The organism is Blastomonas fulva (assembly GCF_003431825.1).
Taxonomy (GTDB): domain Bacteria; phylum Pseudomonadota; class Alphaproteobacteria; order Sphingomonadales; family Sphingomonadaceae; genus Blastomonas; species Blastomonas fulva.
In genome coordinates this window covers 1115286-1129206 of record NZ_CP020083.1, presented here as the reverse complement: position 1 = coordinate 1129206, position 13921 = coordinate 1115286, and the positions used below count along the sequence as shown (strand labels likewise).

Sequence of the window (13921 nt, the reverse complement as noted above, 5' to 3'; positions counted from 1 at the left end):
GGCAGCATCTCGCTCTGCGATGATCTATAGCGCCTGCCAGGCAGGCGCCGAGACCAGCGCCGCGCCGGAAGGGCACCGACCATGAGCAGACTGCACGATCATTCCGAACGCCATCTGGTCTCGCGCATCGGCTGGCTGCGCGCCGCGGTGATGGGCGCGAACGACGGCATCGTCTCGACCGCCAGCCTGATCATCGGGGTGGCGGCGGCGTCTGCCGCCTCCTCCGATGTGCTGATCGCGGGCGCTGCCGGGCTGGTGGCGGGCGCGATGTCGATGGCGGCGGGCGAATACGTGTCGGTGAGCTCGCAGCAGGATACCGAGACCGCCGATATCGAACGCGAACGCGGCGAGCTGGCAAGCGACGTCGATGCCGAGATCGAGGAGCTTGCGGGCATCTATAGGGGCCGCGGGCTCGATGCCGAAACCGCAGGGATCGTCGCTCGCCAGCTGATGGCGCACGATGCGCTCGGCGCGCATGCCCGAGACGAGCTGGGTATCTCCGCCTTCACCACCGCTCGCCCGGTGCAGGCCGCGCTGACATCGGCTGCGACCTTCTCGGTGGGTGCTGCGCTGCCGCTGGCCGCCGCGATGATCGCGCCGCAAGCCAGCGTGACGTTGGCGGTCGCGGTCGCCTCGCTGCTGTTTCTCGCAGCGCTCGGCGCGATCGGGGCCGGGGCTGGCGGCGCATCGCTGTGGCGCGCGAGTGCGCGGGTGACCATCTGGGGCGCGATCGCCATGGCGCTGACCGCAGGGATAGGCAGGGTGGTGGGCGCGGCGGTCTGACCGCTTCGGCCCAGAGCCTGTCGTCTGCCCGAACGGAACCTGTAGCACACTCGCGCATATGTGCGTTTTACGTCATTGCGAGGTCACCATGGCTGCACGTGCCTATTGGAAAGGACATATCCGCCTCGCGCTGGTGTCCATCCCCGTCGAGATCTATTCGGCCACCAAATCCGGGGCCGCTGTCAGCTTCCGCCAGATCCACGAGCCCAGTGGCAAGCCGGTCAAATACGAGAAGGTCGTTCCCGGCATCGGGGCTATCGATCACGACGACATCGTCAAGGGTTTCGAGCTGTCCAAGGGCAATTACGTGCTGCTCGACGACGAGGAAATCGCGGCGGTTAAGCTCGAGAGCAAACGGACGCTCGAGCTCGTCCAGTTCGTCGACAGCAATGCCATCGACGTGCTGTATTACACCAAGCCTTATTATGTGGTGCCCGCCGACGAGCTTGCCGAAGAAGCCTATATCGTGCTGCGCGAGGCGCTGAAGCGCACCAGAAAGGTGGGGCTGGGCCAGCTGTCGCTGCGCGGGCAGGAACAATTGGTTGCGCTGCGCCCCTGCGGCCGCGGGCTGATCCTCGAAGTGCTGCGCTATGCCGATGAAGTGAACAAGGCAGCGGACTATTTCCGCGAGGTCGGTTCGACCAAGCCCGACAGCGACCTGCTCGATCTGGCCGAAACATTGATCGGCAACAAGTCCGGGGAGTTCGACGCCAGCGATTATGAAAACCACTATGTCGATGCGCTCAAGCGGGTGATCGCCAAAAAGGCCAAGGCCAAGGGCAAGCGGGTGCTCGAGGATGTCGAGGAGCCCGATGTCGGCGCCAAGGGGTCCAATGTCATCGATCTGATGGCAGCGCTCAAGGCCTCGGTCGACGGCAAAAAGAAGCCTGCCCCCAAAAAGGCCGCAGCCACCACCAAGACCCCGGCGAAGAAGGCGCCGGCGCGCAAGCGGGCCTGATATGGCAAGGGCCGCCGATCTGCTTGCCGACTATAACGCCAAGCGCGATTTCAAGCAGACGCCTGAGCCCGCCGGAAAGGTGTCGAAGGCTGCAGGCAACCGCTTCATCGTGCAGAAGCACGATGCCACGCGGCTGCACTTCGATCTGCGGCTCGAGATCGACGGCGTGCTCAAGAGCTGGGCGGTCACCAAGGGGCCCAGCGCCAATCCCGAAGACAAAAGGCTGGCGGTGCGCACCGAGGACCATCCGATGTCGTACGCCGATTTCGAGGGCGTTATCCCCAAGGGTGCCTATGGCGGCGGCACGGTGATGCTGTGGGACAGCGGCAGCTGGGCACCGATCGCCGGAAAAAGCGCGCACGACATCGAGGAGGGGCATCTCCACTTCACGCTCGACGGCCAGCGGATGAAGGGCGAATGGCTGCTGGTGCGGATGAAGCCGCGCCCCGGCGAAAAGCGCGAGAACTGGCTGCTGCGCAAGATCGCCGACAGATGGGCCGGTGGCACGGATGATCTGGTTGGCCGCGCGCTCACCAGCGTTCTCAGCGACCGGACGATGGCACAGATCGCTGCGGGGGAAGAAGGCCTGAAACCAGACTTGGGCGCAAAGCCTGCCAGCACGGCCAAACCCGCATCCAAACGCCGGTCCAAGGGCACGCCGCCCAAGTTCCGTGCCCTGCAGCTGGCGACATTGGTCGATGCCGTCCCTGCCGGGCACGACTGGATCCACGAGATCAAGTATGACGGCTATCGCGCCGCCGTCGCCGCAGCGGGCAGCGACGTGCGCATCTACACGCGCAACGGACTGGACTGGACCGACAAGTTTGCGCCGCTGGTCGCCCACATCGCCGCGCTCGATCTTCCGCCCTGCCTGATCGATGGCGAGATCGTCGCGTTCGACGCCAACGGCAACCCCGATTTCTCTGCGCTGCAGGCCGTTCTCAAACGCGGCAAGGGCGCGCAGGACGCAAAGACCGAATTGCAGTTCTTCGCCTTCGACCTGATCGAGCAGGACGGCAAGTCGCTGACCACGCTGGGCAATCTCGAGCGCAAGGAACGGCTCGAAGCGCTGCTGCATGATGCCGCCCCGCCGATCGCGGTGGCCGATCATGTCATCGGTGCCGGGGAGAGGCTGTACGCCGCGATGTGCAGCGCGGGGCAGGAGGGGATCATCTCCAAGCGCGCCGAATCGGGCTATGCCGGCAAAAGGTCGACCAACTGGGTCAAGGTGAAGTGCACCCGCCGCCAAGAGTTCGTCATCGTCGGCTGGAACCCCTCCAGGGCGAAGGGGCGGCCGTTCGCCTCGCTGCTGCTCGCCCAGCACGAGGGCGATGCATTGGTCTACAAGGGCAATGTCGGCACGGGGTTCAGCGCCGATGGCATGGACGATCTTGCGCGGACTTTCGCGAAACTCGCCCGCAAGACCGCGCCGTTGCCCGTCGAGGGTGCCGCCGCCCGCCATGCGCACTGGCTGAAGCCCGAGCTTGTCGCCGAGATCGCATTTGCGGAATTCACCGCGGGCGGAGCGGTCCGGCATGCGAGCTTTCTGGGCCTGCGCGGCGACAAGGCAGCGCGCGATGTGACCCCGGAGGTCGCACGGCCCGCGCCAGCCGACCATGATGTGGTCACGATCACCAGCCGCGATCGCGTCATCTTCCCCGAAGCGAAGAAGACCAAGGGCGACCTTGCGGATTATTATGCCGCGGTCGCTCCGGTCATGGTGATGCATGCTGCGCGCCGCCCGATCAGCCTGGTGCGCTGTCCGCAGGGGCGCGCCAAGGCGTGCTTCTTCCAGAAGCATGATTCGGGCTCGTTCGGCGAGCATGTCCACCATATCAGCATTCGCGAGAAGGACGGCGGGCACGAAGACTATCTGTATGTCGAGGATGCCGCCGGGCTGCTGGCCTGTGTGCAGATGGGGACGATCGAGTTCCACGGCTGGGGCAGCCAGATTGCGGCGGTCGAGCATCCCGACCGGATGGTGTTCGATCTCGATCCCGACGAGGGTCTCGATTTTGCCGATGTCAGAAAGGCCGCGCTCGATATTCGCGGGCATCTTGCCGACATGGGCCTGGTCAGCTTTGCGATGCTCACCGGCGGCAAGGGCGTGCATGTCGTGGTGCCGCTCGATCCCGGGCACAGCTGGGATGCGCACAAGGCCTTTGCGCGCCACTTTGCCGAAGCGCTGAGCATGGCCGAGCCCGACCGCTTTGTTGCAACCATGAGCAAGGCCAAGCGCAAGGGCAGGATCTTCATCGACTGGCTGCGCAACCAGCGGGGCAGCACAGCCGTGATGCCCTATTCGGCCCGCGCCCGCCCGCATGCGCCGGTGGCGGTGCCGATCGGCTGGGAAGCGCTGGCAGAAGCGAAGAGCGCAAGCCGGTACACGATCGACGACAGCAGCCTGCTGCTCGAGCGGGCGGCAAGGTCCGACCTTCAGGGCTGGGGATTTGCAGCGCAGGCCCTGCCCCAATACTGATCGCGCGTTCGGCGTGCCAAGGCTGTGACTTGCCTTGATTTTTCCCGGAATGACCGCGATGGTCACGCCACGAGAACACCACCGGGCCCGTCGGTTGCGCGCGCAGCAGACCGCTTTGTCGAAAAAAATGGGGAAGCAAATGAAGCGTGTGCCAGGGTTTATCGGGCTTGCCTGCTGGCTGTTTACCGGCAGCGCCGTGCTGGCGCAGGACGCCAACGAGCTGAAGGTGGCCGAGGAGGCCGAGGAAACCCCGCTGCCCGACGACGAGCAGGCCTATTTCACCTCGCTCACCTGGCGCAACATCGGCCCCGATCGTGGCGGCCGCTCGATCTCCGCCACCGGCAGCGCGGCGCGTCCGAACGAATATTATTTTACCGCCGTAGGCGGCGGGCTTTGGAAGACCACCGACAGCGGTGTCAGCTGGAAGCCGATGACCGACGGCAAGCTCGACACCGCAGCAGTGGGCGGTGTCGCGGTGTGCGAGGCCAACCCCGATATCGTTTATCTGACCACCGGCGAGACCCAGCTTCGCGGCAACATCCTGCCCGGCAGCGGCGTGTGGAAATCGATAGACGCCGCCAAGACCTGGACCAAGATCGGGCTGGCCGACGTGCAGAATTTTGCCCGGGTGCGGATCGATCCCAAGGATTGCGACACCGCCTATGTCGCAGGCTTCGGCCATTATGGCGAACCCAATGCCGAACGCGGCGTGTTCAAGACCACCGATGGCGGCAAGGCGTGGCGCAAGGTGCTGTTCCGCGATGCCAAGACCGGCGCGGTCGATATCTCGATCGATCCGAAAAACCCGCGCACGATCTATGCGGCGTTATGGGAAGCCTGGCGCAAGCCCTGGGGGATGAGCTCGGGCGGGGAGGGCAGCGGGCTGTTCCGCAGCAGCGACGGCGGCGAGACCTGGAGCGAACTGACGCGGATGCCCGGGATGCCGCAGACCGGTTTGATCGGCAAGATCGGGGTCAGCGTCTCGCCGGTCGATGCGAGCCGCGTCTATGCGATGATCGAGCATGCCAGCGAAGGCGGGCTTTACGTCTCGGACGATGCCGGTGCCAGCTGGCGGCGCGCCAACGACAGCGGCGATCTGCGCCAGCGCTCGTTCTATTACTCCCGCCTCGTTGCCGATCCGGTTGTCAAGGACCGGGTCTATGCGCTCAACGTCGAGTTCTTCCGCTCGGACGATGCGGGCAAGACGCTGACCAAGATCAAGACCCCGCACTCGGACAATCACGACCTTTGGATCGATCCTGCCAACAACCAGCGGATGATCGAGGCCAATGACGGCGGCGCCAATGTCAGCGTCAATGGCGGAGAGAGCTGGACCAAACAGGCCTATCCCACCGCGCAGATGTACCGCGTCTCGATCAGCAAGCACTTCCCCTATTTCGTCTGCGGCGGCCAGCAGGACAATTCGACGATCTGCGTGCCTTCGCGCGACTGGAAGCACGTCAATGCGCTGGGTGGCGGGCAGTACGGCTTTGCCGCAGGCGGCGGCGAAAGCGGCTATGTCACCAACGATCCCGCCAACCCCGAGATCTTCTATGCGGGGAGCTATGGCGGCACGCTCGATCGCTATGACCGCAGGACCGGACAGAGTCGCGCGATCAACGTGCTGCCTGATAACCCGATGGGCTATTCGGCAAGCGATGTCGCCGAACGCTTCCAGTGGACGTTCCCGATTGTCTTCGATCCGCACGATCCGCAGAGCCTGTATGTGACCTCGCAGCATGTCTGGCGCACCCGCAACGAAGGGCAGAGCTGGGAGCGAATCAGCCCCGACCTGACCCGCGCTGATCCCAAGACACTGGGCGCATCGGGCGGACCGATCACACTCGACCAGACCGGGGTGGAAACCTATGCGACGGTGTTCGCGCTGGCCCCTTCGCGGCGTGAGCGCGGGCTGATCTGGGCGGGCTCGGACGATGGTCTTGTGCACCTCACCCGCGACGGCGGCACCAACTGGGGCAACGTGACGCCCCGGCGGCTGCCCGCGAACCTCAAGATCACCACGATCGAGGATTCGCCGCACGCCGATGGCACGGCATACCTCACCGGCCACCGCCACCTGATGGGCGATTTCGCGCCCTATGTGATGAAGACCACCGATTACGGCCGCAGCTGGACGTCGATCACGGCGGGCATTCCCGCCGACGAGATGGCGCGCAGCATCCGCGAAGACCCCAAGCGCCCCGGCCTGCTGTATCTCGGCACCGAACGCGGCGTGTGGGTGTCGTTCGATTCGGGCAAGCGCTGGAGCAAGCTGCAGCGCAACCTGCCTGCGGTGCAAGTCTCGGACCTGGCAGTGACCGACAACGATCTGGTGATCGCCACCCACGGCCGCTCGTTCTGGGTGCTCGACAATATCGGCGTGCTGCGCCAGCTCGAGAACGGTGCGCCGCGCAGCGAGCGCCTGTTCGCGCCCGCGCCTGCCGTGCGCGATGTCGACGAGGGCGTCGCGATCGACTATTTCCTGCCCGCGCGGCCCAAGCAGCTGGCGCTCGATATCCTGGGAGCCGATGGCGCGCTGATCCAGAGCTTTGCCGGCAACCCTGTCGACCCCAAGAAGAAGGACGACAAGGACGAAGACGAGGATGACGATCCGTTCAAGCCCCGCCCGGCCCCGACCACGACGATGAAACCCGGCCTCAACCGATTCGTTTGGAAGATGCGCCATCCCGGCTTTACCGATTTCCCCGGGATGATCCTGTGGACCAGCCGCAACCGCGGCATCACGGCGGTGCCCGGCCAGTATCAGGCGCGGCTGACGGTTGATGGAGAGGTCTTCACCCAGCCGTTCGAGATCCGCTCGGACCCGCGGCTTGTCGGGGTGACGCAGGCCGATCTCCAGGCCCGGTTCGACTTTTCCAGCAGGGTGAGCCAGCGGGTGAGCGAGGCCAATGCGGCGGTGCTGCTAATCCGCGGCATCAAGGAGCAGACCGCTGCAGCCGCGACCGATCCCGCAGCTGATGCAGCACTGCGCGGCCAGCTCTCAGACTTCGACACCCAATTGGGGGCGATCGAGGCGCAGCTCTATCAGGTGCGCAACCGCTCGCGGCAGGATCCGCTCAACTATCCGATCATGCTCAACGACAAGCTCGCCGGGCTGATCGGGGTGGCAGAAAGCGCCGAGGCGCGGCCGACCGACCAGAGCCTGGCGGTGTTCGCGACCCTGTCAGGCCAGCTCGATGCGCAGCTGGCGGCGCTCGATCGGCTGATCGGGGGTACCCTGCCGACGCTCAATGCCGCGCTCGGGGCCGCCGGGCTGGCGCAAATCGTCCGCCGCCAGCAGGAGGTCCCGCCGCCTGCTGCGCAAGCCGAGTGAGACAGGGCGGGCGGGTGGCGTTCTGCCCGCGCGGCTGGTGTCCGGTCAGGTCGAAGCCGCAAGCGCCCGGGCGCGGCGCTTGCGGCGCTTCACCAGCAGCGGCTTGATGAACATGTACGCCCCCGTGCCCCACAGAACGAGCAGCGCGATGCCGGTGGGCAGCGACAGCACATACTTGCCCCAGTCGCCCAGAAAGCTGAAATCGTGCAGCGTCTCGAGGAAGTCTGAGGTGCGATAGCCGGTCTGGAGCACCTCGAGCGTGTGCAGATCGACCTGATATTCGGTGCGGTCGTTGAGGATCAGCTTGGCGAGGCCATCGCGCGGGCGGACATCGATGCGATCGACATCCCGCCAGCCGACCTTCCCCCTGCCGGGCTGGGTGGCGACCGCTGCAAGCAGCCGATCGAGCGGAGTTGCGGGCAGGCCGGGCGCGCTCGCTTCGGCGGACGGCGGCTGCAGGACATCGAAATCCTTCTTGAGTGACAGCAGCACGCCGGTGACCGCGACCATCGCCACGGTGACCAGCGTGAACGCGGTGAGCCAGTAATGTACCAGACGCAGTGTGCGGCCCATCGACTTCTTCTCCATGGCAAAGCGGGAACGATCGGGCGTGTGTCCCCGGTCCGGCAATGCGCGATCCTGGAGGGGCGGTTCAGCAGCAGCGACAAGACTCCGCTTGCTGCAATGCCGTCAGGCGAAGGAAGTTGACCGCCGGAAGGAGGAAGACGGCCCGTTGCTCGGGGCTGATGCGGTTCTTTTGGTTAAAGCCAGGCACCCGCGATCAGGCGCAGCAACCCAAGCCCAGGCCGCAGCACGCGCCAATCGCGCAGCATCCGGCAGCCAGCAGCTGCCCGACCGGGCCGGGGGCCGCAGCGAACGCCGCGCTGGATGACACGATCAGGCTGACGGCAGCAATCTTTGCAATCTTGAACACGGTCCGCTCTCCTTGGGCGCGACATGCGCGCCGCTGGGGTTTTGCCTTGGGCTGTGGCACAGCCTATCTGCTCTGCCGCGTCCTGCCAATCGCCTTTTCGTGGCGCAGTCCGCATGCGCTCTTACATCCGGTCGCCCAGCAGCATCCACAGCGCCATCGCCACCATCATCACATTCTCGGTCAGCGAGACGAACCCCAAAGGCACCCGCGAGGAGCCTCCCACACAGGCGCACTTGATATCGCGCTTCTGCACATAGACCGCGTAGAAAACCGATACCGCACCCACGCTCCCAATGAACAGGGCGGTCGGGATCGACACCCAGTCCAGCGCGCGCGCCAGCATCAGCACACCCGCCAGCGCCTCGGCAAACGGATAGAGATAGGCATAAGGCAGCCATCTGCGCGCGAGCAGGTCATAGCCCAGGAACATGGTGGCAAAGGAATCGAGGTCCTGCAGCTTGGGCACCGCAAGCAGGCACATGGCCACTGCGATGAAGGTCTCGAGGATCATCGGCGACAATATCGTGCCCATCGTCAGCCAGCTGATCGCACCCGCCATCAGCGCGGCCATCGCGAACAGCGCCATGACGGGCACATAGGATATGGCATCGGGGTCCTTGACCGGCTTGCCCAGATGCCGCCGCAGATCGTCGTTGCCGCCGATCCGCACGCCGTCGATGAAGGTCTGTGGCGTAGTCTTGACGCCGTGCAGCGCCTTGAACGCGTCGGTCTCCTCGCGGGTCCTGAGCCAATGGTCCTCGACCGTGAAGCCCTGGCTCTGGAGCAGATACCGGCTCTTGATGCCATAGGGGCAGATGTGCTTGTCCATCACCATGCGATACAGCACGGCGGTCTTGGTGCTGGTCATTTCTTGACCTTCTCGAACAGGTCGATCAACTCGTTGAACTTGATCCGCTGTTCGGCGGCATCGCCCGAAGCGATCGCCTCCGAGACGCAGCAGGCGGCGTGATCCTTGAGGATTTCGCTCTCCGCTTTCGACAGCGCGGCCTTGACCGCCTGCATCTGGTTGAGGATGTCGATGCAATAGCGATCCTCCGCCACCATCTGTGAAATCCCGCGCACCTGGCCCTCGATCCGTTTCAGGCGGTTGAGGATTGCCGTTCTGTCTTTTGCCATCGTCTAGACTCCGATTTTGGCTTGAATACCATAGGGGGGTATAGTATGTGCCGCCGAAAGGATAGGCAAGAGCAGTGCGCAAAGATTTTTCCAGACGTTCCATCCTCACCGGCATTGGCGGCGGCATCGGCGTGCTCGCCGTGCCCGCCTGGGCGCAGGGTCACAGCATGCATGGCGGCAGCCATGGCGGCGGCGGTCCGCGCATTCCTGCAGGGTTCGACGAGGTTCGCGGCCCGGAGGTGAACCTGTCGATCGGCAGTGGGCATCGCATTGTCCAGGGGCGGCGCGGGCCGGGGATCGCGGTCAACGGCAGCGTGCCGGGTCCACTGATTCGCCTAAAGGAAGGCGACACGGTCCGGCTCAACGTCACCAACACGCTCGGCGTCGACAGCTCGGTCCACTGGCATGGCCTGCTGGTGCCGTTCCAATATGATGGCGTGCCGGGGATCAGCTTTCCGGGGATCAGGCCGGGCGAGACCTTCACCTACACCTTCCCGATCCGCCAGTCCGGCACCTATTGGTATCACAGCCATTCGGGTCTGCAGGAGCAGTCGGGCCATTACGGCCCGCTGATCATCGAGCCCGCAGGTGGCGAGACGATCGCCGTCGACCGCGACTATATCCTGCTGGTCAGCGATTTCACCACCCACGACCCGCATTTCATCATGAAGCGGCTGCGGACTGGCGAGGGCTATTTCAACCGCCAGCAGAACACCATGACCGACGATTACCCGATGTCCGGCGAAGAGCGGCGGATGTGGGGCCAGATGCGGATGATGCCCACCGACATCGCGGACATCGGCGGCAAGACCTATACCTTCCTTGCCAACGGGCGTGGCCCGCAAGAGGGCATGGAATATCTGTTCAAGCCCGGCGAGCGCATCCGCCTGCGCATCATCAATGGCGCGGCGATGACCTTCTTCAACATCCGCATCCCCGGTCTGCCGATGACCGTGATCGCGACCGATGGCCAGCGGGTCCGCCCGGTCGAGGTCGACGAACTGCAGATCGGCACCGCCGAAACCTATGACGTGATCATCGAGCCGGGCGCGGCGCCTGCCTACAGCATCGTGGCCGAATCGATGGACCGCTCGGGCATGGCGCTGGCGATGCTGGCAAGCGCGCCCGGGCTGCGCGCCGCGGTCCCCGCGCTGCGCGATCCGCCTCTGCTGACCATGGCCGACATGGGCATGAACCATAATGATGGCGCGATGGATCACGGCGCGATGGCTGACGGCGCAATCGATCATGGCACCATGGATCATGGCGCTACCGATGGCGGGGCGATGGACCACAACGCTGGCAGCATGAGCATGCAGGGCATGAAGATGCGCGATACTGCGCTGCTGCCACCCGATGTCGCGATCGGACCCGGCATCGACATGGTCTCGATGGCCCCGGTCGACAAGATGGGCGATCCGGGGCTTGGTTTGCGCGATGTTCCGCACCGCGTGCTCACCTACCGCATGCTCGCCGCCGCCGAGCCCGCCGCCGATGCGCCCGAGCCGAGCCGGCTGCTGGAGCTTCACCTCACCGGCAACATGGAGCGCTATATGTGGTCGTTCGACGGGCGGATGTATTCCGCGGTCAGCGACGTTCCGATCCGCTTTGCCTGGAACGAACGGGTGCGGGTGAAGCTGGTCAACAACACCATGATGGCGCACCCCATCCATCTGCACGGCATGTTCTTCGAGATGGTCAACGGCCAGCCCGCCGCGTTGCAGCCGCGCAAGAACACGATGATCGTCCAGCCGGGTGCGAGCGCGCAGTTCGACCTTACCGCCAACGAGCCGGGCGACTGGGCATTCCACTGCCATTTGCTGTATCACATGCACGGCGGGATGATGCAGACCGTCACCGTGATGGGCCCGGAGGCGGCGTCTTGATCCGCTTTGCGATAGCATCCCTCGCGGTGCTTGCGCTGACGACTCCTGTCTGCGCGCAGGATCACGCTGCGCATACAGCAGAGCCGGACCCGCATGCCGGGCACGTTATGCCGGCGGCCGAAGCTGCGCCCGGTGACCCCGCCAGCATGGATCGCGGCACGGTGGATCATGGAGCCGTGGATCATGGAGCCATGGATCATGGCACGATGGACCACAGCGCGATGGATCACACCTCTGGCGGTGAAGCACCGCCATCGCCCGGGCCCGACATGGAAACCCCGCCACCGCCGCAAGCCGCAAGCGGTCCGCCGCGCGCGGCCGACGCCATCTGGGGCGCTGATGCGATGCGCGCCTCGCGGCTCGACCTCCAGCAGACGCATGGCGACTACAACCTGTTCTGGTTCCAGGCCGATCGTGCCGAAATGCAGGTGCGCGATGGGGCCGATGGCTATCTGTGGGATTTGCAGGGCTTTTATGGCGGCACCACGCACAAGTTCTGGTTCAAGAGCGAGGGCGAAGGCAGCTTTGGCGAGGCGATCGAGGATCTCGAGATCCAGGCGCTGTATTCGCTCGCAGTCGCGCCGTTCTTCGATCTGCAGGCGGGCGTCCGTCAGGATTTGGCCGGACCCGATACGACGCATGCGGTGGTCGGGATCCAGGGCCTGGTGCCGTACATGTTCGAGGTCGATGCCGCCTTGTTCCTCTCGCATCGCGGCGACCTTACCGCGCGGCTGGAGGCCGAGCTCGACCAGCGAGTCACGCAGAGCATCCTCATCCAGCCGCGCGCCGAGCTCAACCTTTCCGCGCAGGATGTGCCGCAGCTCGGCATCGGTGCAGGCATCGACAGCTTCGAGGTCGGCGTGCGGCTGCGCTACGAGATCATCCGCGAGATCGCGCCCTATATCGGCGTGGAGCAGACGTGGCGGGCCGGCCGCAGCGCCGATTTTGCCCGCGCGCGCGGCGAGGATCCCAGCGTCACCAATTTTGTCGCGGGTATCCGGCTTTGGTTCTGAACAGGAAGGACAACATGATGCGTCTGAATTCGCTTTTCGCGCTTGCCGCAGCTGGCGTCGTGGCCCTAGCCGCGCCCCTCGCCACGTCGATGCCGGCGATGGCACACACCAAGGTCGTGGCCTCGTCGCCCGCGCAAGGCGCAACCGTTGCCAAGCCCAGGCAGGTCAGGCTGACCTTCAGCGAAGCGCTGCTGCCGCCCACGGTCGCCACCAGCATCGTGATGACCGCGATGCCGGGCGTGAAGAATCATGGCGAAATGGTCATCCGCAACTTCACCTCCAGCTGGTCCGAGGGCAACAAGACGCTGACCCTTAGCCTGCGCCAGCCACTGCGCGCCGGTACCTACGACGTGCGCTGGCAGGCGGCGGGTGCGGACGGGCACCGGATGAAGGGCGCGGTCAGCTTCACCGTCAGCTGATCCGATGACCGACGACTGGCTGTTCCCGGCGCTGCGGTTCGCGCAGTATGCGGTGATGCTCGGCCTGTTCGGATCGCTGGCGTTTCGCATGGTCGGGCTGCAGGGGCTCACGCCTTTCCTGCGGCCCGCGACCGGGCGGGTCACTATGCTCGCTACCCTGGCTGCGCCTTGCATCACGGTTGCGGTGATGCTGGTGGGCATTGCCCGGATGATGGGGCAGGCGGTCGGCGATCTCGATGGGGCCACCATTACGGCCATGGTGATGACGACCGACATGGGCACCGCGTTTCTGGCAAGAACGGCTCTTGCAGCGGCGGCTGCGGCCGTATTGGCGCTGGTGAGGCCAGCGAGGCGATCGCAGATCATCGCTGCCTGGCTGTATGCGCTGGCGCTGCTGACGCTTGCCTGGAACGGTCATGCTGCCGCGAGCGAAGGCTGGCCGGGGCTGGCACACCGGCTGAACGATGCGACTCACCTGCTGGCGGCAGCATTGTGGATCGGTGCGATCGGATGGTTTTCGCGGCTGGTGTGGACAGCGCACCGCGATCCTGCGCGCATCCGACCGGCGCCGCTATTGGATGTCCTGCACCGCTTTGCGCCCTTGGGGCTGGCGCTGGTCGCGGTGGTGGCGCTGACGGGAACGATCAATGCGCATTTCATCTTCGGGATCGAAAACAGCTTGGCCGTGCTGCAGACGTCCTATGGCTGGCTGCTGGTCGCAAAGCTGGCGCTGGTTGCGCTCATGCTCGGCTGCGCGGCCCGCCACGCCCGGGCTGCCGCGCAATCCGCAGGCGCGTCAGGTCGCGAACCGGCGATGAGCAGGGCAGGGCTGGCGCAGCTTCGGGCGAGCCTGGTGGCAGAGCTGCTGCTTGCCGGCGGGGTCCTGGGCCTCACCGCGTTTGCAGGGCTGGCCGCGCCGATGGCGGGCTGATCCGATTATCGGGATGATGCGCGATGATGCAGGCGCGGGAGCATTGC

Annotated in this window: 12 protein-coding genes; 8 read left to right on the top strand and 4 right to left on the bottom strand. The window is 65.3% G+C overall.

Annotated elements, in window-relative coordinates:
* Positions 1–81: 81 nt before the first annotated feature.
* From B5J99_RS05315 to B5J99_RS05300, 4 genes are all read left to right on the top strand, one after another.
* A complete protein-coding gene (locus B5J99_RS05315; RefSeq protein ID WP_117351778.1) occupies positions 82–783 on the top strand; it encodes a VIT1/CCC1 transporter family protein in 702 nt (233 codons plus the stop codon).
* An 88-nt stretch (positions 784–871) separates the two neighbouring features.
* The gene (ku, locus tag B5J99_RS05310) at positions 872–1741 is read left to right on the top strand and encodes a non-homologous end joining protein Ku (RefSeq protein ID WP_117351777.1); all 870 of its coding nucleotides are present in this window, start codon (positions 872–874) and stop codon (positions 1739–1741) included.
* A 1-nt stretch (position 1742) separates the two neighbouring features.
* On the top strand, positions 1743–4220 hold the full coding sequence (gene ligD / locus B5J99_RS05305; protein WP_117351776.1) for a DNA ligase D: 2478 nt from the start codon (positions 1743–1745) through the stop codon (positions 4218–4220).
* 139 nt (positions 4221–4359) lie between these two features.
* On the top strand, positions 4360–7554 hold the full coding sequence (locus tag B5J99_RS05300; protein WP_117351775.1) for a WD40/YVTN/BNR-like repeat-containing protein: 3195 nt from the start codon (positions 4360–4362) through the stop codon (positions 7552–7554).
* A 45-nt stretch (positions 7555–7599) separates the two neighbouring features.
* Here the strand turns inward: B5J99_RS05300 and B5J99_RS05295 are convergent, their stop codons facing one another.
* The 4 genes from B5J99_RS05295 to B5J99_RS05285 form a co-directional block, all read right to left on the bottom strand.
* Entirely contained in the window at positions 7600–8127 is a 528-nt protein-coding gene (locus B5J99_RS05295; RefSeq protein ID WP_162892461.1) for a PepSY domain-containing protein, read from the bottom strand.
* Between the two features lie 208 nt (positions 8128–8335).
* Positions 8336–8488, bottom strand: a complete 153-nt coding sequence (locus tag B5J99_RS19490) for a hypothetical protein (RefSeq protein ID WP_162892460.1) — start codon at positions 8486–8488, stop codon at positions 8336–8338.
* 121 nt (positions 8489–8609) lie between these two features.
* The gene (locus tag B5J99_RS05290) at positions 8610–9356 is read right to left on the bottom strand and encodes a MauE/DoxX family redox-associated membrane protein (protein WP_069051066.1); all 747 of its coding nucleotides are present in this window, start codon (positions 9354–9356) and stop codon (positions 8610–8612) included.
* On the bottom strand, positions 9353–9625 hold the full coding sequence (locus B5J99_RS05285) for a metal-sensitive transcriptional regulator (protein WP_054134861.1): 273 nt from the start codon (positions 9623–9625) through the stop codon (positions 9353–9355). The genes B5J99_RS05290 and B5J99_RS05285 overlap by 4 nt, the downstream gene beginning before the upstream one ends.
* A 74-nt stretch (positions 9626–9699) precedes the next feature.
* Here B5J99_RS05285 and B5J99_RS05280 point away from each other — a divergent pair, with 74 nt between their 5' ends.
* The 4 genes from B5J99_RS05280 (at position 9700) to B5J99_RS05265 (ending at position 13874) form a co-directional block, all read left to right on the top strand.
* Positions 9700–11511 (top strand): copper resistance system multicopper oxidase, encoded by a 1812-nt coding sequence (locus B5J99_RS05280; RefSeq protein WP_117351773.1) that lies wholly within the window; start codon positions 9700–9702, stop codon positions 11509–11511.
* Positions 11512–11618: 107 nt separating this feature from the next.
* Positions 11619–12524: a copper resistance protein B gene (locus B5J99_RS05275; protein WP_425456447.1), complete on the top strand. Its 906-nt coding sequence runs from the start codon at positions 11619–11621 to the stop codon at positions 12522–12524.
* A 14-nt stretch (positions 12525–12538) separates the two neighbouring features.
* Entirely contained in the window at positions 12539–12943 is a 405-nt protein-coding gene (gene copC, locus B5J99_RS05270) for a copper homeostasis periplasmic binding protein CopC (protein WP_245991751.1), read from the top strand.
* A gap of 4 nt (positions 12944–12947) precedes the next feature.
* The gene (locus B5J99_RS05265; RefSeq protein ID WP_117351771.1) at positions 12948–13874 is read left to right on the top strand and encodes a CopD family protein; all 927 of its coding nucleotides are present in this window, start codon (positions 12948–12950) and stop codon (positions 13872–13874) included.
* Positions 13875–13921 lie beyond the last annotated feature (47 nt).